Source organism: Glycomyces sambucus, from assembly GCF_900102815.1.
In the GTDB taxonomy this organism is placed as follows: Bacteria; Actinomycetota; Actinomycetes; order Mycobacteriales; family Micromonosporaceae; genus Glycomyces; species Glycomyces sambucus.
Genome location: NZ_FNGF01000001.1, coordinates 679,941 through 700,674 on the forward strand (window position 1 = coordinate 679,941; position 20,734 = coordinate 700,674).

Annotated in this window: 17 protein-coding genes and 1 pseudogene; 12 read left to right on the forward strand and 6 right to left on the reverse strand. The window is 72.5% G+C overall.

Annotated features, from left to right (window positions below):
* Positions 1–26 precede the first annotated feature (26 nt).
* The gene (gene trxA / locus BLS99_RS03175) at positions 27–398 is read right to left on the reverse strand and encodes a thioredoxin (RefSeq protein ID WP_091043352.1); all 372 of its coding nucleotides are present in this window, start codon (positions 396–398) and stop codon (positions 27–29) included.
* A 118-nt stretch (positions 399–516) separates the two neighbouring features.
* Between trxA and BLS99_RS03180 the strand changes: the two genes are divergently transcribed.
* The 8 genes and pseudogenes from BLS99_RS03180 to BLS99_RS03215 all read left to right on the forward strand — a co-directional run bounded on the left by BLS99_RS03180 (position 517) and on the right by BLS99_RS03215 (position 10,217).
* Entirely contained in the window at positions 517–1,692 is a 1,176-nt protein-coding gene (locus BLS99_RS03180) for a PucR family transcriptional regulator (protein ID WP_091043357.1), read from the forward strand.
* 87 nt (positions 1,693–1,779) lie between these two features.
* Positions 1,780–2,679, forward strand: a pseudogene (locus BLS99_RS03185) (ACP S-malonyltransferase); the annotation flags it as partial.
* Positions 2,680–2,699: 20 nt separating this feature from the next.
* A complete protein-coding gene (locus BLS99_RS03190) occupies positions 2,700–3,653 on the forward strand; it encodes a beta-ketoacyl-ACP synthase III (RefSeq protein WP_091043363.1) in 954 nt (317 codons plus the stop codon).
* A 26-nt stretch (positions 3,654–3,679) separates the two neighbouring features.
* Positions 3,680–3,916 (forward strand): acyl carrier protein, encoded by a 237-nt coding sequence (locus BLS99_RS03195; RefSeq protein ID WP_030159099.1) that lies wholly within the window; start codon positions 3,680–3,682, stop codon positions 3,914–3,916.
* A gap of 1 nt (position 3,917) precedes the next feature.
* Positions 3,918–5,135 carry a beta-ketoacyl-ACP synthase II gene (gene fabF / locus BLS99_RS03200; RefSeq protein ID WP_091043366.1) on the forward strand — a complete coding sequence of 406 codons (1,218 nt, stop codon included), beginning with the start codon at positions 3,918–3,920 and terminating at the stop codon, positions 5,133–5,135.
* Between the two features lie 513 nt (positions 5,136–5,648).
* Positions 5,649–6,857, forward strand: coding sequence for a DUF418 domain-containing protein (locus BLS99_RS03205; RefSeq protein ID WP_091043370.1), 1,209 nt, complete (start codon positions 5,649–5,651; stop codon positions 6,855–6,857).
* An 85-nt stretch (positions 6,858–6,942) separates the two neighbouring features.
* Positions 6,943–7,470, forward strand: coding sequence for a hypothetical protein (locus BLS99_RS03210; RefSeq protein ID WP_143034669.1), 528 nt, complete (start codon positions 6,943–6,945; stop codon positions 7,468–7,470).
* Positions 7,471–7,541: 71 nt separating this feature from the next.
* Entirely contained in the window at positions 7,542–10,217 is a 2,676-nt protein-coding gene (locus BLS99_RS03215) for a Dyp-type peroxidase (protein WP_091043377.1), read from the forward strand.
* Between the two features lie 60 nt (positions 10,218–10,277).
* Here BLS99_RS03215 and asnB read toward each other — a convergent pair whose 3' ends face one another.
* Positions 10,278–12,317 (reverse strand): asparagine synthase (glutamine-hydrolyzing), encoded by a 2,040-nt coding sequence (asnB, locus tag BLS99_RS03220; RefSeq protein WP_091043380.1) that lies wholly within the window; start codon positions 12,315–12,317, stop codon positions 10,278–10,280.
* 277 nt (positions 12,318–12,594) lie between these two features.
* Between asnB and BLS99_RS03225 the strand changes: the two genes are divergently transcribed.
* Positions 12,595–13,260 carry a response regulator gene (locus BLS99_RS03225; RefSeq protein ID WP_091043384.1) on the forward strand — a complete coding sequence of 222 codons (666 nt, stop codon included), beginning with the start codon at positions 12,595–12,597 and terminating at the stop codon, positions 13,258–13,260.
* Complete coding sequence (locus BLS99_RS27275) at positions 13,257–14,420, forward strand: sensor histidine kinase (protein WP_091043388.1); 1,164 nt, start codon at positions 13,257–13,259, stop codon at positions 14,418–14,420. Before BLS99_RS03225 ends, BLS99_RS27275 begins: the two co-directional genes overlap by 4 nt.
* Positions 14,421–14,444: 24 nt before the next feature.
* Here the strand turns inward: BLS99_RS27275 and BLS99_RS03235 are convergent, their stop codons facing one another.
* Complete coding sequence (locus tag BLS99_RS03235) at positions 14,445–15,278, reverse strand: phosphoribosylaminoimidazolesuccinocarboxamide synthase (protein WP_091043392.1); 834 nt, start codon at positions 15,276–15,278, stop codon at positions 14,445–14,447.
* A 189-nt stretch (positions 15,279–15,467) separates the two neighbouring features.
* On the opposite strand from BLS99_RS03235, the gene lipA reads away from it, so the two are divergent.
* Together lipA and BLS99_RS03245 are read left to right on the forward strand one after the other, a co-directional pair.
* Complete coding sequence (lipA, locus tag BLS99_RS03240) at positions 15,468–16,376, forward strand: lipoyl synthase (RefSeq protein WP_176953209.1); 909 nt, start codon at positions 15,468–15,470, stop codon at positions 16,374–16,376.
* A 21-nt stretch (positions 16,377–16,397) separates the two neighbouring features.
* Entirely contained in the window at positions 16,398–17,093 is a 696-nt protein-coding gene (locus tag BLS99_RS03245) for a DUF4191 domain-containing protein (protein ID WP_091043399.1), read from the forward strand.
* Positions 17,094–17,476: 383 nt separating this feature from the next.
* On the opposite strand, the gene BLS99_RS03250 is transcribed toward BLS99_RS03245, so the two are convergent.
* From BLS99_RS03250 to BLS99_RS03260, 3 genes are all read right to left on the reverse strand, one after another.
* On the reverse strand, positions 17,477–17,899 hold the full coding sequence (locus BLS99_RS03250; RefSeq protein WP_091043401.1) for a DUF3040 domain-containing protein: 423 nt from the start codon (positions 17,897–17,899) through the stop codon (positions 17,477–17,479).
* Between the two features lie 158 nt (positions 17,900–18,057).
* On the reverse strand, positions 18,058–19,302 hold the full coding sequence (dinB, locus tag BLS99_RS03255; protein ID WP_245712133.1) for a DNA polymerase IV: 1,245 nt from the start codon (positions 19,300–19,302) through the stop codon (positions 18,058–18,060).
* A gap of 227 nt (positions 19,303–19,529) precedes the next feature.
* The gene (locus BLS99_RS03260; RefSeq protein WP_091043405.1) at positions 19,530–20,705 is read right to left on the reverse strand and encodes an alkaline phosphatase family protein; all 1,176 of its coding nucleotides are present in this window, start codon (positions 20,703–20,705) and stop codon (positions 19,530–19,532) included.
* Positions 20,706–20,734 lie beyond the last annotated feature (29 nt).

Genomic DNA, 20,734 nt, shown 5'->3' on the forward strand with positions numbered 1-20,734 from the left:
CCCGCCCTCAATGCGTCTTGGTCGGACTAGGCCTCTTCGGCCTCTTCCTTCTCGATCTCGGCGCGCACCGCGTCCATGTCGAGCTCCTTGACCTTGCCGATGATCTCCTCCAGCGCGGCCGGCGGCAGGGCGCCCGGCTGGCTGTAGAGGAGGATGCCGTCGCGGAAGGCCATGAGCGTCGGGATCGACTGGATCCCGGCCTCGGCGGACAGCTCCTGCTGGTCCTCGGTGTCGATCTTCCCGAAGACGACGTCGCTGTGCTGCTCGCTCGCGGACTCGAACGTCGGCGCGAACATCTTGCAGGGCCCGCACCAGTCGGCCCACCAGTCGACCAGCACGATGCCGTTGCCGGTGACGGTCGCTTCGAAGTTGTCCTTGGTCAGTTCAACGGTGGCCATAGGACCGCCTCTCTGTTCTTGTCTGAAATCGTGCTCTCTCGGGCAACAGTAGTGGCGCGACGGGTATTCCGACCGACGTCGGTGCGCGGCGCGCGCCACGTCTGGCAGGCTATAGGGCATGGACCTGGCCACGACCATTCAGAACATCGAACGCTCCTCGTCGGCGCTGACGACCCAGTCGCTCACCCGGATGGACGAACGCCTCCCCTGGTTCCGCGACCTCCCCGCCGAGCAGCGCTCGATGGTGACCCTGGTGGCCCAGGCCGGCGTCCGTCAATTCCTGGAGTGGCTGCGGTCCTCCGGCGACGACCTCGGCACCTCCGACATGGTGTTCGAAGCCGCGCCCCTCGAACTGGCGCGCGCCATCAGCCTCCAGCACACCGTCGCCCTCATCCAGGTCGTCATCGACGTCGTCGAAGAGCAGGTCCCCCAGCTCGCCGCCGACGGCGAGGACGACCAGCTCCGCGAGTCCGTGCTCCGCTTCAGCCGCGAGATCGCGTTCGCGGCCGCACGCGTGTACGCCCGCGCCGCCGAGACCCGCGGCGCGTGGGACGCCCGCCTCCAGGCGATGCTCGTCGACGCGCTCCTGCGCGGCGACAACTCCGACGAGCTCATCAGCCGCGCCGCCGCGCTCGGGTGGTCCGAGACCCAGACGATCACCGTCGTCTGCGGCGCCACCCCCGGCGGCGAGGCCACGCTCGTCCTCCACTCGGTCCAGCGGGCCGCCCGGCGCCTCGGCCTGGACATCCTCGCGGGCGTCCACGGCGCCCGCCTGGTGCTCCTCCTCGGCGGCGTCAAGGAGCCCGTCGAGATCGTCGAGAAGCTCACCGGGCAGTTCGGCGAGGGACCGATCGTCGTGGGGCCCACCGTGACCGGGCTCGCGGACGCCTCCTCCTCCGCGCTCGCCGCGGTCGCCGGCCACCGCGCCGCCCCCGCCTGGCCCGACGCCCCCCGCCCCGTCACCGCGATGCAGCTCCTCCCCGAGCGCGCCATCGCCGGCGACGAGGCCGCCCGCCAGGGCCTGCGCGAGGGCGTGTTCATGACGCTGCGCCGCGCCGGCGGGGAGCTGCTGGAGACCATGGACGCGTTCATCGCCTCCGGCGGCGTCCTCGAGGGCACCGCGCGCGAGCTGTACGTCCACCCCAACACGGTCCGCTACCGCCTCCGCCGCATCCAGGAGGTGACCGGTTTCTCCCCCACGGATCCCCATGAGGCCTTCGTGCTCCGTGTGGGGTTGACCATAGGGCGCCTGGAGAGCTCGCCGGTGACCCGGCGTCCTCGCAGCTTACAATGAGTGTTGTAGATTCCCTACAAGAACCGGCGGGGGTTTCAGTCCTCCGCCCGCTCCCGTATCCCATGCCGTCGATGCGAAAGTTCTAGTGTGCTTGCCATTCTCGCTCCCGGGCAGGGCTCGCAGAAGCCCGGGTTCCTGACGCCGTGGATCGACGACCCCGCAGCGGCCACCCGGCTGCGCGAGTGGTCCGATCTCATCGGCCTCGACCTCGTCCGCCTCGGCACCGAAGCGGACCAGGACGAGATCACCGACACCGCGAACACCCAGCCGCTCCTCGTCGCCGCGGGCCTCCTCGCGGCCGAGCGCCTCCTCGCCGACCCCGCCTACGACGGCGCCGCCGTCGCCGGGCACTCCGTCGGCGAGCTCACCGCGCTCGCCATCGCGGGCGTCCTCACCCCCGAGGCCGCCGTCCGCCTCGCCGCCGTCCGCGGCCGCGAGATGGCCGCCGCCTGCAACATCGAGCCGACCACCATGGCCGCCGTCCTCGGCGGCGTCGAGGACGACGTCCTCGCCGCGATCGAATCCGCCGGCGCCTGGCCCGCCAACCGCAACGGCGCCGGCCAGATCGTCGCCGCCGGACCCGTCGCCGCCATCGAGAAACTCACCGGGAACCCGCCCGAGAAGGCCCGGATCATCCCGCTCAAGGTCGCCGGCGCCTTCCACACCCCCCACATGGCCCCCGCGCAGGAGGCCCTCGAAGCCGTCGCCGCCGAGATCGCCACCGCCGACCCCGTCCGGCCCCTCCTGTCCAACCGCGACGGGAAGCCCGTGACGAGCGGCGCCGCCGCGTTGCAGCAACTCGTGGCCCAGGTCACCTCACCCGTCCGATGGGACGCCTGCATGAGTACGCTTGGAGAACTGGGCGTCACGGCGGTCGTCGAACTGCCGCCGGCAGGGACGCTCACCGGACTGGCCAAGCGGGCGCTCAAGGGCGTGGAGCGACTCAACGTCAACTCCCCCGAAGACCTCACCGCCGCCGCCGAACTCGCGAGCACTGAAGGAGTCGAGTGAGCGTCAACGGAACGCGCGTCGTCAGCGTCGGGCACTACCAGCCGGAGAAGGTCCTCACCAACGAGGACCTCGCCAAGATGGTCGACACCAACGACGAGTGGATCGTCTCCCGGGTCGGCATCAAGGAGCGCCGCATCGCCGCCGACGACGAGAAGGTCGCCGACATGGCGACCCACGCCGCCCGGCAGGCCCTGGAGAACGCCGGGCTCCAGCCCGGCGACATCGACATGGTCATCGTGGCGACCGTCTCCGCCAAGGACGTCTGCCCCAACACCGCCTGCCGCGTCTCCGAGGCCCTCGGCATCGACGCGCCCGCGGCGATGGACGTCAACACCGCGTGCTCGGGCTTCGAGTACGCGCTGGCCCAGGCCGACATGGCGATCCGCATCGGCAGCGCCACCCGCGCCCTGGTGATCGGCGCCGAGAAGCTCACCGCGGTCACCGACTGGGAGGACCGCACCTCGTGCGTCCTCTTCGGCGACGGCGCGGGCGCCGTCGTGGTCGAGGGCACCGACGACCCCGCCCTGGCCATCAGCCCGGTCGTGTGGGGCTCGGAGCCGTCCATGGCCGACGTCATCCGCATCGAGGAGGACGTCCCCTACATCAAGCAGGCCGGCCAGACCGTCTTCCGCTGGGCCACCACCCAGCTCGCGCCGCTCATCGAGAAGGTCGCCGAGAAGGCCGACGTCAAGATCTCCGAACTCGCGGCCTTCGTGCCGCACCAGGCGAACCTGCGCATCATCCAGGGCATCGCCAAGCGGCTGGACTTCAGCGACGACTGCGTCGTCGCCGAGGACATCGTCTACTCCGGCAACACCTCGGCGGCGTCGGTGCCGCTGGCGCTGTCGAAGTTGGTACAAAGTGGCAAGGTGGCCTCCGGCGCCCCGATCCTCCTGTTCGGATTCGGCGGCGGGCTCACCTACGCCGGGCAGGTCATCCGCTGCCCGTAACTATCGAAAGGGAATAACTCATGGCTCTGTCTCGTGACGAGATCCGCGAAGGCCTGTCGGACATCCTCGAAGAGGTCGCGGGCGTCAACCCCGACGACGTCGCCGACGGCAAGTCCTTCACCGACGACCTCGACGTCGACTCGCTCGCCATGGTCGAGGTCGTCGTTGCCGCCGAGGAGAAGTTCGGCGTCAAGATCCCCGACGACGAGGTCGCCAACCTGAAGACCGTCGGCGACGCCGTCTCCTACATCGAGAAGGGTTAATGTGACTGAGGTAGTCGTGACCGGGCTCGGCGCGACCACTCCCCTCGGCGGGGACGTGGCGTCGACCTGGGAAGCACTCGTGGCCGGACGGTCGGGTGTCCATCAGCTCGCGCACGCGTGGGCCCAGGAGCTCCCGTGCCGGATCGCCGCCGAGCTGGCGGTCGAGCCGTCCGAGGTCCTGCCCCGGGTCCGGCTGCGCCGCCTCGACCGCTCCGAGCAGATCGCGCTCGTCGCGGCTCAGCAGGCGTGGGACGACGCGGGGCTGAGCGACGACCTCGACAAGGAACGGCTCGGCGTCGTCTTCGGCTCCGGGATCGGCGGTGCGCTGACCCTCCTCGCCCAGGACGACATCCTGGAGGAGAGCGGCGCGCGGAAGGTCTCCCCGTTCACCGTGCCCATGCTCATGCCCAACGGACCCGCGGCCGTGGTCGGCCTCGAGTTCGGCGCCCAGGCCGGCGTGCACGCCCCCACCAGCGCGTGCGCCACCTCGGCGGAGGCGATCTCCTGGGCCGCCGACATGATCCGCGCCGGCCGTGCCGACGTGGTCGTGGCCGGCGGGGCCGAGGCGGTCATCGGCGGCCTGCCGATGGCCGGGTTCTCCTCGATGAAGGCCATGTCCACGCGCAACGACGACCCCGAGCACGCCTCCCGGCCCTGGGACCGCGACCGCGACGGGTTCGTCATGGGCGAGGGCTCGGGCGCGCTGATCCTGGAGCGCCGCGAGCACGCCGAGGCGCGCGGGGCGAGGATCTACGCCGTGGTGGCGGGCTCCGGCCTGACCTCCGACGGCTACGACATCGTCCAGCCCGACCCGGAGTGCCGGGGCGGCGGGCGCGCGATGCGGGCGGCCATTAAGCAGGCCGGCATCGACCCGAAGGACGTCGGCCACGTCAACGCCCACGCCACGTCGACGCCGGTCGGCGACATGGCGGAGGTCAAGGGCATCAAGCGCGAGGTCGGCGACCACGTGGTGCTCACCGCGACCAAGTCCATGACCGGGCACCTGCTCGGCGGGGCGGGCGCGGTCGAGTCGATCGCGGCGATCCTGGCGATCGTCGAAGGGGTCATCCCCCCGACGATCAACCTGGAGAACCCCGACCCGGCCCTGGATCTGGACGTCGCCGCGAACGAGGCCCGCAAGGTCGAGCTCAACGCCGCGCTCAACACGGCCTTCGGCTTCGGCGGCCACAACGCCGCGCTCTTGTTCACGAAGCCGTAGGCGGAGTGAACTAGAGGTTCAGCACGAAGCCGTAGGCGGAGTGAACCAGAGGTACGGCACGAAGCCGTAGGCCGAGTGAACTAGAGGTCTGGGACGAAGCCGTAGGTGTAGTAGACCGAAGGTCCTGTACGAAGCCGTAGCCGGAAGTCCCAAGGGACGCAAGCGAACAGCAGGGCCCCGCCGCATGCGCGGCGGGGCCCTGCTGCGTGCGCCAGCGTTTCGGGAGTGTCCGGGAGTGTCGCGGAGCGCCTACCATAAACCGGACACGAAGAGGGTCCCCTGGGTAAAAAATACTCCTGGGGTACGACATCGCACGAACGTGATCCTTCCTCAGCACGAGGCGGAACGGTACCGGAGACGGGAGCAACGCCCGGGGGCTGGCACTACCGTGAAAAGGGCGCGAATTTCCTAGACTGTGGAGGTGCGGACCCCACCGCATCGCACAGCACCGCGCGGCACCGCGTTGCGCGGCAACGAACCAGGAAGCCCGTCCCGATCCCGAAGGAGCCCGTCGTGACCGCAACCCCCTACGCGACCGCCGACCCGCCCAAGGCCGGCCCGCCCACGCCGATCACCAAGGCCGAGCGCTCGCTCGCACCCGACATCGCGCGCGGCGGCATGCTGCTGTTCATCGCGCTCGCGAACGTCCCGATCCACCTGTGGGGCATGGGCCTCGACAAGTACAACCACAACACCGGGCAGTCGGCGGCCGACCACATCGCCTACTTCATCGAGCAGCTCCTCATCGCCGAGCGCTCGCGCCCGATGTTCGCGATCCTCTACGGCTTCGGCATCGCCGTCATGGCCTCGCGCATGTTCGCGCGCGGCATGGAGGCCAAGGCCGTCCGCAAGGTCCTGCGCCGCCGCTCGTGGTGGCTCATCGCGTTCGGCTTCCTGCACGCGACCCTGCTGTTCTTCGGCGACATCCTCGCCCCGTACGGCGCCGCCGGCCTCATCGCGCTGTTCTTCGTCGCCCTCTCCGACCGGGGCCTCAAGAAGTGGCTCATCGGCACCACCGCGTACACCGTGCTCATCGGCACCCCGATGATGGCGTACTTCTACACCATGTCGAGCCAGCCGCCCGGCGGCGGCGAGGACATCCCGCCGTACGTCGGCCAGCTCATCACCGGCGCGATCGCCTCGCCGGTCGCCGCGGTCGCCATCGTCGTCACCGGGACGTTCTTCCCGCTCATCATCGCGGGCATGATGCTCCAGCGCGCCGGGTGGCTCAACCACCCCGAGGCGCACCTGCCGCAGCTCAAGAAGGTCTTCGCCACCGGCATGGCCGTGAACGTCCTCAGCTCGCTCCCCGTGGCCCTCATCGCGCTCGGCGCGTGGGAGCCGTCGAACGGCGTGTGGATCGGCGCGGTGTACCTGACGCTCATCGGCGGCCTGTACGCCGGCCTCGGCTACATCTGCGGCTTCGCGCTCCTCGCGCACAAGCTCCGCGGCTACGGCCGCCGCGGCGTCCCCGGGGCGCTCGCCGCGGTCGGCGAGCGGTCGCTCACCAGCTACCTGCTCCAGTCGATCATCATGGCGCCGCTGCTGACGATCTGGGGCTTCGGCCTCGGCGAGGACCTCGGCTACTTGGGCGCGTTCGGGTACGCGTTCGGGACCTGGGCGCTCACCGTGGTCATCGCGGTCCTCATGGACAAGGCCGGGAAGCGCGGCCCGTTCGAAGTGGTGCTCCGGCGCCTCACCTACGGCCGCAAGCGGTCCTAGCACCGCGCACCGGACGCCCCCGTGTCGGATGGCCGACGCGGGGGCGTCGCCGTCCCCGCGCCCATGGCAGAATACGGCCGTGCGAGTGAGCTGGATTCCCTTCCGACTGCTGCGGGCCGCCGTGTTCGCCGCGGTCGCCGGGCCGGCCTCGCTCCTGCTGCACCTGTGGAGCGGCGGGCACGCGCCCGGCCTCCTCCAGGCCGCGGGCGCCTTCGCGCTCGTCTTCGCCGCCGCGTACGCCGCGGGCGGACGCCAGCGCGGCTTCCTCGTCCTCGCGCCCCTGTGCCTGGCGGCCCAGTGGGGCCTGCACGAGCTGTTCCAGGCGGGTGCCGTCGAGACCGCGCACGCGCACGGCGCGGGCGTGAGCATGTGGCTGGTGCACGTCGCCGCGGCCCTGGCGCAGGCGTCGTGGCTGGCGCGCGGGGAGTCCGCGTTCGCGGCGCTGCTCGACCTGCTGGCGCTGTGGTTCGCGCGCCTCGTACGTATCACGGGCCTGGGCGCCCCGGCTCCGGTGCGCCTGCGCCGGTTCTTCTCTCGGACGCGGGTCCCGCGTCCGGCCCCGGTCGCCGCGGCGGCCATCTCGCGCCGCGGTCCTCCGCGGTTCGCTTTCTGATTCCCGTCGTCCCCCGGCGCCGTTCGGCGCTCCCCCCTGCCCGGTGATCCGGGCTGCTCAGAAAGCGAAGCATGTCAACTGCAAGGATTCGGGCTGCCCTGCGGCAGCCCCTGCTCCGGCTGCATTTCTACGCCGGCATCGTGATAGCACCGTTCCTGCTGGTCTCGGCCTTGACCGGACTGGCCTACGCCCTGTCCTACCCGTTGGAGGACGTCCTCCACGCCGATCTGGAGACCGTCGAGCCCGGCGGCGAGCCGCTGACGCTCGCGCACCAGGTGGGGGCGGTGACGGCGGCGCACCCGGACTGGCCGGTGACGGCGGTGCGGCCCGCGGCCGACGCCGAGTCGTCCACTGCGGTACTGGTGGACGACGGGACCGCGCGCGAGTCGGGCGCGGTGGCCGTGGTCTACGTGGACCCGTACACCGGGGAGGTGCTCGGCGACTCCACGACGTACGGGTCTTCGCAGGCCGGTCCGGTCCGGGAGTGGATCTCGACGCTGCACCGGAACCTGCACCTGGGCGAGCCGGGGCGCCTGTACTCGGAGCTGGCGGCGAGCTGGCTGTGGGTGGTCGCGCTCGGCGGCCTGGTGCTGTGGGTCTCCAGGAGGCGCCGGAGCGGCGGGTTCTGGCGGCCGCGGCCGGCCGGTGCGGGCCGGTCGCGGACCCTCGCCTGGCACGGCCCGGTCGGGGTGTGGCTGGTGCTGGTGCTGCTGTTCTTGTCGGTCACGGGCGTCACGTGGTCGCGGTACGCGGGCGAGCACGTGGCGCAGCTGCGCGAGGCCCTGAGCTGGACCACGCCGTCGCTCGCGGTCGATGAAGGGGCCTCGGGCGGTGCGCACGCCGGGCACGACGCGATGACGGGCATGGCGACCTCGGCGTTCTCGATCACGCTGCTGGACAGCGTGTACGAGACGGCGCGGGAGGCGGGGATGAGCGACCCGATGGAGATCGCGCTGCCTGCCGGGTCGGCGACTCAGTTCCTGGTGAGCGAGCAGCGGCGGTCGGTGCCGCTGGAGCAGGACCAGATGGTCGTGGACACGGCTTCGGGCGCGCCGCAGGTGGCCGGCGAGCTGCGGTTCGCGGACTGGCCGGTGATGGCGCAGGCGACGAGCGTGCTCATCGCCGCGCACATGGGGCTGCTGTTCGGGCTCGCGAACCAGGTCGTGCTGGCGGTGGCGATGGTGCTGCTGGTCCTCATGGTCGTCTGGGGGTACCGGATGTGGTGGCAGCGGCGCCCGCGCGGCGGTCTGGTGGGCCGGGCGTACCCGCGCGGCGGGCTGCGGCGGCTGCCGTGGCCGGTGATCGCCGCGGTGGTGGCGGTCTGGGCCCTGGTGGGCTGGTTCTTCCCGCTGCTGGGGATTTCGTTGGCGGCGTTCGTGGTCGTGGACGTGGCGGTCGGCCTGTGGCGGCGGTTCCGGAGGCCGCCGGTCGAGCGCGGGCCCGGTGCGGCGACGGTGTCGCGGCGGACGGCGCTGGCGACGGCGACGGTCTCGGCGGCGGTCGGGGCGGGCGTCGGCATGGCGATCGCCTCGGGTGCGCAGGACGAGGGCGCGGCGGCCGGTGACGAGGGTTCGGGGACCGAGCCGTTCTACGGGGACCGGCAGGGCGGGATCGCGACGCCGGTCCAGGGCCATGCGCTGTTCGCGGCGTTCGATCTGGCGGCGGCGGACCTCGCGACCGGGGCCGCCCTCGGCACCGCGGCGGTGGCCGCGAACCTGAAGGCGCTGCTGCGGGACTGGTCGGACACGGCGGCGGCGCTCGCGGCCGGGGAGGCCCCGCCGAAGGCCCGGATCGACGGCGCGGACCAGTTCGACGCCGAGGCCGTGGCCGCGGGCCTGGCCCCGGGGCGGTTGACGGTGACGTTCGGGATCGGCCCGGCCGCGTTCGCGAAGGCGGGCCTGGAGGCGGCGCGGCCGTCGAAGCTCGCCGAGCTGCCCGAGTTCGACGGGGACCGGCTCAATCCGGCGTGGTCGGGCGGGGACCTGCTGCTCCAGGTGTGCGGCGACGACCCGCAGGTGGTGTCGAACGCGTTCCTGGAGCTGCGCAAGCGGGCCGTGGGCCTGGGGACGCTCGGGTGGGTGCAGCACGGCTTCTCGTCGGCGCCCGCCGGGGGCGGGACCCCGCGGAACCTCATGGGGTTCAAGGACGGCAGCGCGAACCCAGAGGCGGGGAGCGAGGAGTTCGACGCCCGGGTGTGGGCGGTGGACGCGGAGCCGTCGTGGTTCGAGGGCGGCACGTACCTGGTGTTCCGCAAGATCCGGATGCGCCTGCCGGACTGGTCGATGCTGTCGGCCGAGGATCAGAACCTGACGTTCGGGCGGGAGCGGGACTCGGGGGTGCCGCTGAGCGGCGGCGGCGAGTTCGACCACCCGGACTTCACGGCCCTGGACGCCTCGGGCCTGCCCGCGGTGCCGGCCGACTCGCACATCGCGGTGGTGCACGACGCGGCGATGGTGCGGCGCGGCTTCAACTACGACTACGGGTTCCTGACCCAGGGCGACGTGTCCTCGGACGCGGCGACCGACGGGCACCTGGACGGCCACATGCACGCCGAGCACCCGTACGACGCGGGGCTGCTGTTCGTGTCGTTCCAGGCCGACCCGCAGGTGTTCGTTGACGCGCAGGAGAAGATGGCGGCCTCGGACCGGCTCTCGGAGTTCATCACCGCCGAGGGCTCGGGCGTGTTCGCGGTCCCGCCGGGCGCGGCCGAGGGCGGCTTCGTCGCCGAGGACCTGTTCGGGGCGTGAGGGTGCGGGGCGGGCGCCGCGGCGCCCGCCCCGCCAGGACCGGGACTCAGAACCCGGGGCTCAGAACCCGGGGACCAGGCCCTCGGGTGTGTCGTGCTGCGGCGCGGCCACGTACTCGGGCACGACCTCGGGGACGATCTCCACGGGCGAGCCGGGGCCGGCCACCGGGACCGGCTGCGGCGCAACCGCTTGCGGTGGCACCGGCCCCGCCGCGACGGTGACCGGCGGGAGCTGGCGCGGGATCGCGGGCGCGGACTTCTGCGGCGGTGCGGCCCCGATCTGCCCGTACCACAGGCAGAACACCAGGACCGCCCACACCTTCCGGGCGTGGTCGGCGCCGTCGCGGTGCTCGCGCAGGAGCCCGCGCGCGTAGTCGAGGTCGAGCAGGTGCCCGCACGCGGCCTCGGCGAGGATCTGGTCGGTCCAGTCGAACATCGGGCCCGCGAGCCACTGCCGGTGCGGGGTGGGGAAGCCGAGCTTGGGGCGCTCGACGATCGCGGGCGGCACGATCCGCGCCAGCGCCCGCCGCATCGCCGTCTTCGTCTGCGCGCCCGAGAGCCGGTGCTCGGCGGGGATGCGGGAGGCGACCTCCCACACGCCGCGGTCGAGGAACGGGACCCGGACCTCCAGGCTGTGGGCCATGGACATCCGGTCGGCCTTGACGAGGATGTCGCCGCGCATCCAGGTGCGCAGGTCCAGGTACTGCATGCGCGAGACCGGGTCGAGGTGCGCCGACTCGTCCCAGACCGGACCGGTGACCTCGCGGACGTCGGGGCCGGGGCGGCGCAGCAGCCGCGCCTTGGCCTCGCCGGTGAAGATCTTCGCGTTGCCGACGAACCGCTCCTCGATCTCGGCGGTGCCGCGTTCGAGGAAGCCGCGGCCCTTGACGCCTTCGGGGAGGGCCCGGGAGACGCGCTGGAGGAGGTGCTTCGCGGAGTCGGGGAGCGCGGTGACGGGCTTGAGGGACTTGGGTTCCCGGTAGATCGTGTACCCGCCGAAGAACTCGTCGGCGCCTTCGCCGCCGAGGGCGACGGTGACGTGCTCGGCGGCCTTCTTCGCGACGAAGTAGAGCGGGACGAGCGCGGGGTCGGCGACGGGGTCGTCGAGGTGCCACACGATCGCGGGCAGCTCGCGCATGACGTCCTCGGCCGAGACGGGCGCGGGGATGTTGGCGAGGCCGAGCTGCGCGGCGGACTGGGAGGCGACTTCGAGCTCGTCGTACAGGCCCGGGTCGGTGAACTGGGCGGTGAAGGTGAGCAGGCCCGGGTTGACCTCGCGGGCGAGTGCGGCGACGGCGGTCGAGTCGATGCCGCTGGACAGGAGCGCGCCGACGGGCACGTCCGAGCGCATGTGGAGGCGCACCGACTCGCGCAGGGCCGCCTCGATGTCGCGGTGGAGGCGCTCCTCGTCGGTCACCTTGGCGGGCTTGAACAGCGGCTGGAAGTAGCGGACCGGCCGGGGTTCGGCGCCGGGCCGGAACAGGGCGCTGTGGCCGGCCTCGAACCGGTGCACCCCCTGGTGGAGGGTCGCCGGTTCGGGGACGTACTGGAACGTCGCGTAGTGGGCGAGCGCGTCGGGGTCGACCCGGTCGCGGTCGAGCCCGGGGAGGGCCTTCTTCTCGCTGGCGAGCCAGACGGCGCCGCCGCGGCGGGTCCAGTACAGGGGCTTGATCCCGAAGGGGTCGCGGGCGGCGAACAGCAGGTCGGCCTCGGCGTCGTGGAGGACGAACGCGAACATGCCGCGCAGGCGGTGGAGGACGTCGGGGCCCCAGTGCCGGTACCCGGCGAGGATCACCTCGGTGTCGCCGCGGGTGGCGAAGACCGCGCCGTGCTCGCGGACGAGTTCGTCGCGCAGTTCGAGGTAGTTGTAGATCTCGCCGTTGAAGACGATGGAGAGGCGCCCGTCGCCGGTGCGCATCGGCTGGTGGGACCCGGCGGTGTCGATGATCGCGAGGCGCTTGAAGCCCATGCGGACGCGCCGCCCGGGCGGGTCGGACGCGGTCTCGTCGGGGCCGCGGTGGTCGAGCAGTTCGAGCAGGGCCGGCAGGTCGCCGCCGGCCGGCTCGGCGGGGTCTCCCGCGCAGACGACGAATCCGCACATGAGCGCTCCTCGGGGGGAATGGGGTCAGGTGCACCCATGCTCGTGCGCATCGGGCGCCGCCGCCTCCGGCGAAGGTCCGGGACCGTCCCGCCCCGGTCGGCGGTCCGCCGCCGCCGGGCGGCGGCGGTTGCAGGACCTCCGGGGGTGCGGACCCGACCATCGGCGGGTGCGGCCCCGACCATCGGATGCAACCGAACGCCGCCCCCGCGCGGTATTCCCGGCAGACCCCCGGCCTCCGGGCCGCAGACAAGCCCCATACCGCAGAGAGGAGCGACCGATGATCCGCGTCCTCATCGTCGACGACGAGGCCCTGATCCGCTCCGGCTTCACGCACATCCTCGGGACCGCCGACGACATCGAGGTGGTCGACGCCGTCTCGGGCGGCGACGCCTTCGACCGGATCGTCGCGCTCCGGCCCGACGTGGTCCTGCTCGACATCCGCATGGCCGACGTGGACGGCCTCACCATCCTGCGGCGGATGCGGGAGCTCTCCCGCCCGCCGGCCGTGGCCGCGCTGACCACGTTCGGCACCGACGAGTACGTGGACGCCGCGCTGCGCCTGGGCGCCGCCGGCTACCTCCTCAAGGACACCAAGCCCACGCACCTGATCCACCAGGTGCGGGCCCTGGTGACCGAGGGCTCGGCCCTGTCGGGCCAGGTGACGCGCTCGATCGTCGCGAAGTACCTCGACGCGGCGGCCACCAGCGAGCCCGACCCGCGCCTGGAGCGCCTGACCGAGCGCGAGCGCGACATCCTCGTGCTGCTCGCGGAGGGCCGCTCGAACGGGGAGATCTCCTCGGAGCTGTTCCTCGGCGTGGGCACCGTCAAGGACCACGTGTCCTCGATCTTCACGAAGCTGGAGGTCGCGAACCGGGTCCAGGCCGCGCTCATCGCCGAGCGCTCCTCGCTCCTGGACGGGCCCGGTCGCCGCGAGGCCCGGTGAGGCCCCCGCAGCTCCCCCAGTGGGCCTGGGACCTCGCCGCGCTCGCGCTCGCGGTCGTGCACCTGGCGTTCGTGATCGACGTGCGCAACCAGCCGGCCGCGGGGTTCGCGGTCGCGGGCGTCGCGGCGCTGGTGCTGCGGCGCCGGTACCCGTTCCTGGTGTTCCTGGTGACGCTCCCGGCCGCGTTCATGGTGTTCGAGAAGGTCGCGTCGATGATCGCGCTGTACACGATCACCAGCCGCGCCCGCGGCCCGTGGAAGCCGCTCGCGGCGACCGTGCTGCTGTCGGTCGCGTTCGTGCTCCAGGGGACGTACCTGTGGGGCCTGTTCTTCGGGGCGTGGCGCCTGCCGTTCGCGCGGGCCCTGGCGGAGCTGCCGCTGTACACGACGCCGCTGGAGCCGTTCCTGCGCACGGCGCTGTCGTACGTGGCGCTCGCGGTCGTCCCGGTGGTGCTCGGGTACGGGCAGCTCACGCGCCACCGCCTCGCCGATCGGCTGGCGGAGATCTCCGAGGCCCGCGAGCACGAGCAGCGGCTGCTGACGCAGCAGGCGCTGGCGTCGGAGCGGGCGCAGCTGGCCCGGGAGATGCACGACGTGGTGTCGCACCAGGTGAGCCTCATCGCGGTGCAGGCGGGGGCGCTGGAGCTCCAGGCGCCGGACGCGCGGACGCGTTCGACCGCGGAGGCGATCCGGGAGGTCAGCGTGACGACCTTGGAGGAGCTGCGGCAGATGGTGCGGGTGCTGCACGCGAGCGGGCGCCGCGGCGGGGAGGGCCCGGTGCCGCAGCCGTCGATCGCGCAGTTGCAGCGGCTCGTGGAGGGGTCGGGGATCGACGCGGAGCTGGCGATCGGGCCGCTGCCGGAGCTGGACGCGCCGGTGCAGCGGGCGGTGTACCGGACGGTGCAGGAGGCGTTGACGAACGCCCGCAAGCACGCCCCGGGCGCGAAGGCCGGGGTGCGGCTGGAGGCGGTCGGGCGGGACCTGGTGGTGGAGGTCGTGAACTCGGCGCCGACGCGCCCGGCCGTGGAGCTGCCGAGTTCGCGCGTGGGCCTGCTGGGGCTGCGCCAGCGCGCGGAGCTGCTGGACGGCGGGATCGAGTACGGGCCGGTCGGCGCGGGCGGGTGGCGGCTGCGGTTGACGCTGCCGCTCGCGGGCGCGTGAGGGTCCCGGCGGGCGCCGGGGCGGCTACCAGCGGCGGCCGGTGAGGAGTTCGTACGCCTCGATGTAGCGGGCGCGGGTGGCCTCGACGATGTCGGCGGGGATCTCGGGGGCCTCGGCGTCGTCGGGGCGCCAGCCGGTGGACCGGGCCCAGTCGCGCACGAACTGCTTGTCGAAGGACGGCTGCACCTGGCCGGGCTTCCAGCCGGAGGCGTCCCAGAAGCGGGAGGAGTCGGAGGTGAGGACTTCGTCGGCGAGGGTGAGGACGCCGTCCTCGTCGAGGCCGAACTCGAGTTTGGTGTCGGCGATGATGATGCCCTTGGCGAGGGCGATCTCGGCGCCGCGGCGGTAGACGTCGAGGGTGAGGTCGCGGACGCGGGCGGCGAGGCCGGCGCCGAGGCGGTCGGCGGTCTGCGCGAACGTCTCGGCCTCGTCGTGGTCGCCGACGTCGGCCTTCGTGGTCGGGGTGTAGACGGGCTCGGGCAGGCGCGAGCCGTCTTCGAGGCCGGGCGGGAGGGCGACGCCGTTGACGGTGCCGGTCGCGCGGTAGGCGTCCAGGACCGAGCCGGTGAGGTAGCCGCGGACGACCGCCTCGACCTTGACCATGTCGAGGCGCTTGACGCGGACGGCGCGGCCGGCGAACTCGGCGGGCACGTCCTCGGCGGACACCACGTGGTTGGGGACGACGTCGGCGAGGCGCTCGAACCACCACAGGCTGAGGGCGGTGAGCAGGGCGCCCTTGTCGGGGATCTCGGTGGGGAGGATGACGTCGTACACGCTGACCCGGTTGGAGGCGACGAGGACGAGGTCGCCGCCGTCGGCGTAGACGTCGCGGACCTTGCCCTGGTGAATGAGTTCCACTGCCGCTCCCGTGGTGTCGCCCGGTGTACTGGTGTGCTGGTGTCGCCTGGTGTGCCGCGCCCATTACAGCAGCGGGGACGTCATCCTACGATTCGCGCCGCGCGCGGCTGTGCCGAGCGACACCTGCCGGTCGGCGGCGGCGCGGCGTAGGCTGGGGCGGTGACTTCCGTACAGCCTGAAGGACGCCGGATGCTGCGCCTCGAAGTGCGCAACGCCCAGACCCCGATCGAGAAGAAACCCTCCTGGATCAAGGTCAAGGCCAAGACCGGACCCGAGTACACCGAGCTGCGGGGCCTCGTCAAGAGCGAGGGGCTGCACACGGTCTGCCAGGAGGCCGGGTGCCCCAACATCTACGAGTGCTGGGAGGACCGCGAGGCGACGTTCCTCATCGGCGGCTCCCAGTGCACGCGGCGCTGCGACTTCTGCCAGATCGACACCGGCAAGCCCGGCCCGCTCGACCGCCTGGAACCGCTCAAGGTCGCCGAGTCGGTGAAGACCATGGGCCTGAAGTACGCCACGGTCACCGGCGTCGCCCGCGACGACCTGGACGACGGCGGGGCGTGGCTCTACGCCGAGACCGTCCGCCAGATCCACGAGGCGATCCCCGGGTGCGGCGTCGAGCTGCTCATCCCCGACTTCAACGCCGTGCCCGAGCAGCTCGCCGAGGTGTTCGCGTCCCGGCCCGAGGTGCTCGCGCACAACGTCGAGACCGTGCCGCGCATCTTCAAGCGCATCCGCCCCGCGTTCCGCTACGAGCGGTCCCTCGAGGTGATCACCAAGGCCCGCGAGGACGGCCTGGTCACCAAGTCGAACCTGATCCTCGGCATGGGCGAGACCCGCGAGGAGATCTCGCAGGCCCTGCGGGACCTGCACGCGGCCGGGTGCGAGCTCATCACGATCACCCAGTACCTGCGCCCGACCAAGCGCCACCACCCGGTGGACCGCTGGGTCAAGCCCGAGGAGTTCGTGGAGCTGTCGGCCGAGGCCGAGGAGATCGGCTTCGCGGGCGTCATGAGCGGTCCGCTCGTGCGCTCCTCCTACCGCGCGGGGCGGCTGTACCGACAGGCGATCGAAGCCCGCAGCGAAGCGCTCGCGTGACGCGCCGGTAGAATCGAGCCCATGGCACAGCAGCAGGAAAAAGAGACGTTCGGGTCGCGCCTGAAGACGATCGGGATGGCGATCAAGTTCACCAACCAGCGGGACAAGCTGTTCCTGCCGTTGGAGGCCGCCGCGATCCTGCTGCCGTTCGTGATCGTCACCGCCCTGGTGGTGTTCGCGCGGTTCTCGCTGCTGTGGTACATCTCGGCCCTGTTCGTGGCGCTTCTGGCCGGCCTGATCGTGCTCAACATGCGCACGAGCAAGGTGGTGAACAAGGAGGCCGTCGGCAAGCCCGGCGCGGCGTACGCGCTCATCGACGGGATCCGCGGCTGGACGGTGACGCCCGGCGTCGCGGCCCTGTCGGAGACCCAGATGGTGCACCGCGCGGTCGGCAAGGCCGGCGTGGTGCTCCTGGGCGAGGGCGGGCCCAAGACCCGCAAGCTGCTCGGCCAGGAGAAGAAGCGGATCTCGCGGGTGGTCGGCTCGACCCCGGTGTACACGTTCCTCGTGGGCGAGGGCCAGGGCGACGACTTCTCGGTGACCGAGGTGCGCAAGCGCCTCATGAAGCTGCCGAAGAACATCGACTCCAAGGCCGCGAACCACATCGCGAAGCGCCTCGACGCGCTCGGCATCGGCATGGCGATCCCGAAGGGTCCCATCCCGACCAGCGTGAACCAGGGCCGCGCGGCCCGCCGCGCGATGCTCCGCGGGCGTTAGCGAACCGCACCGCTGCGATGCATCGGCCCGGCCGGGGACACCCGGCCGGGCCGCTTCGTGTTCGGGGCCGGCGGCCGACCGCGGTTCTAGGGCCGCGACCGCCGCTCGAGGGCGTCCGCCGGAGGCCGCGGGAACGCCCGGTCCGCCGGCGCCGTGTTCGCCCACAGCGCAACGCCGTTCGCCCGAAGGAAGTGCCCGCGGCCCAGTGGCCGCGCTCCCCCGGCCGAGATCCCGCAGCCGTGCGCTTCCGGCCGCACCCCTCGGCCGTACTCCCGCAGCCGCGCTCCCCCGGCCGTGCCGCTCCAGCAGTGCCCGTGCGAACACGCGAAACGGGCCCGCCCTTCAGGCGCGGCCCGTCACTCGCGTGCGTGTGTGGATGCAGGTCAGAAGATGTCGCCGTTGTCGCGGCGGCGGCGCCAGCGCTCCTCCATGCGGGAGGTGAACCCGCCGGGCTTGGCGCCCTTCGAGCCGCCTCCGCCGCCGGTGGTGCGCGTGGTGCCCTTGCCGTCGACGGCCTTGAGCTTCACGTTCGTGCCGCGTCGCTGCGCCCACAGGCCCAGGATGAGGCCGCCGAACATGAGGACCGCCCCGATCGGGGCGCCCCACTTGGCGGCGCTCCCGCCGGCGATCACCGTGCCGATGACGGCGGCGATGCCGATGACCGTGACGACCCCGGCCAGGATGAACCGGCGCCGTGTCACGTGCGCCGGGTCGTGGGCGCGCACCGCATTGGCGAACTGCGGGTCTTCAGACAAGGACTGCTCGATTTGCTCGAACAGGCGTTGCTCGTGGTCGGAGAGCGGCACGACACTCCTCCTGCACTAGTCTCGACGGGACCCAGCAGGCCCCGGTGCTTGTAGTCCAAGTCTACGAGGCTTTCGCCCGAGGCGGAAGGCAGTTCGTCCTTGAATCGGTCCGTTCTGGCCTCGCGATCCCCAGGCGGGGGCACTCGGAGCGGCGGCGCTCACCCGGGCGGGTTCCCAGGATCGCGGGTGTCTACACGCGAGTCTCTGCGCGAGAGCCTCCCGGCCGACCGGACCGCCCCCTTCCCGAACTTCTCGGTGGCCTTGTCCATCACCGCTTCGATGTCGCGCCAACCGTGTTCGGGCTCGCCGAGGGCGACCTGGCGGCCGACCGCGGCCGACTCCACGAGGTGGTCGAGCTTCACGCCGATGAGGCGCACGGGCGCGGTAGCGGCCGCGTCGGCCATCTCGCGGGCCGCCTCGTAGATCTCGCGGCCGACGTCAGTGGGCGCGGCCAGCATACGGGAGCGCGTGATGGTGCGGAAGTCGCCGAACCGGATCTTGACGGTGACGCCGCGCCCGGCCCAGCCCGCGGCCCGCGCGCGGGAGGCGACCTTGCGCGACAGCTCCAGCAGCACCGGGCCCCACTCCGAAGCGTCGGGGGCGTCGGTGCCGAACGTGGTCTCGTTGCTGATGGACTTCTCGACCCGCTCGGGGCGGACGGGCCGGGGGTCGATGTTGCGCGCGAGGGCGTACAGGTGTTCGGCACTGGCGGTGCCGACGGAGGCGGCGAGGGCGTCGACGTCGAGGCGCGCGAGGTCCCCGACCGTGCGCATCCCCAGACGCGAGAGCTTCTCGGCGGTCTTCTCGCCGATCCCCCACACGGCCCGGATCGGGAGGCGGTGCAGGAACTCGAGTTCGGTCGCGCGTGCGACGACGCCGAGGCCGTCGGGCTTGGACGCCTCGGAGGCGAGCTTCGCGAGGAACTTCGTGGAGGCGATCCCGACCGTGCAGGTGATGCCGTGCTCCTCGCGGACCCGGGCGCGGATCGAGCGGGCGATCTCGACGGGCGAGCCGATGAGGCGCCGGGCCCCGGCGAGGTCGAGGAACGCCTCGTCGACCGAGATCGGCTGGACGTGGGGCGTGTACTCGCGGAAGATCGCCATGATCGCGCGCGAGACCTCGCCGTAGGAGACCGTGGGGGTCATGAACACGCCGTTGGGGCAGCGGCGGCGCGCGACGGCCATCGGCAGCGCCGAGTGGACGCCGTAGGTGCGGGCCTCGTACGAGGCGGCGGCGACCACGCCGCGCAGCCCGAGCCCGCCGACGATCACGGGCTTCCCGCGCAGCGAGGGGTCGCGGGCGACCTCGACGGACGCGAAGAAGGCGTCCATGTCGACGTGCGCGATGTCGGTCCCCGCATCGGACAGGTCGGGTCCGATGAACCGGCTGGAATCCCCGTTCACACGCGAAGCCTAGCCAGCGGGACCGACAAGGCGCCGCGCTCCGCCCGAAGGGCGGGTGGGTGGGCACGGTTCTCACCATCCCTACCCCCCACCCTCCCGGGGAAAGGTAGGTGCCACATTCGCAGCCGGGTCCGACAGAACCGGGCCCCCGCGGCCCCCGTGTCACCCGATCGTGTCGCCCGATCGCGTCACACCCGGCCCGCCGAGCGGTCCGCACCCTCCCGCCGCTACACCGGCCGGTACGTCCAGAGCGGGACGGCCATCTCCGCGGCGGTGAGGCCCCCGTGCTGGCCGATGAGGCGGGCCACGTGCGGCGGCTCGCCCTCGACGCCGACGACCGCGAAGGTGTCCTTGCAGGCCACGACCAGGTCGCCGATGCGCTCGCGCGCGGCGTCGGTGACCTTCGGGCCGAACCAGCCGCGGTCGACCGCCTCGTCGCGGTCGATGAGCTCGGCGCGCTCCCCCACCGCGTCGGTCCAGGCCGCGCGCACGTCGTCGAGGGCGCCCGGCGCGGCGTACAGGTACCGCATGCGCCCGTCCCCCGCGATCGCGTCGACCCCCTGGCGCAGGTCGGGGCGCTGGTCGACGTGGAGGCGGTCGGTCACGTTGACCATGCCGTGGTCGGCGGTGAGGAACAGGGCCGCGTCGCGCGGCAGGCCCGCGAGGATGCCGTCGATCGCCTCGCTCACCTCCGCGACGGCTTCGAGCCAGTCCGGCGAGCCCACCCCGTGGAAGTGCCCGGCGGTGTCGACGTCGGGCAGGTACGCGTACACCAGGCTCCGGTCGGCCCGCGCCAGCGCGGCGATGGTCCCCTCGGCGACCTCGCGCGGGCTGGTCGCGGGGAGCCAGTCGGCGCCGCGGTAGATCGCGCGGGTGAGGCCGGTGTCGCGGAAGGAGCCGTTGGAGACGATCGTGCACGCGACCCCGTCGGCGCGGGCGCGTTCGAACGCGGTCGGCTCGGGCTGCCAGGTCTCGGGGTCGGGGCTGGAGCCGTCCCAGCGGATGTGGGTGACGAGGCCGCCGGTGTCGGGGACGCGGACGGTGAACCCGATGATGCCGTGCTGTCCGGGCGGGAGGCCGCACGCGAGGGAGGCGAGGCTGATGGGGGTGGAGGAGGGGACGGTCGCGGTGATGGCGGTCAGGGTGCCGAGTTCGCCGTGGTGGACGGCGCCGACGGTGTCGCTGGCCTGGGCGGCCTGGCCGAGGAGGTGGTAGCCGAAGCCGTCGAGGAGGAGGACGGCGATGCGGCGGACGCCGTCGAGTTCGCCCTCGCGCAGGAGCACGGCGGGGCTGTCGGCGCGCTGCGGGACGCCCAGTGCCGCGAGGGCGGTGGGCATGACATCGGCGAGGGTGCCGGTGCCGTAGGCGGGACGGGCGGCCGCCAGGTACGGGCTCGAAGGCATGGCCCGAGGCTAGCCGGTTTCGTCTCGTT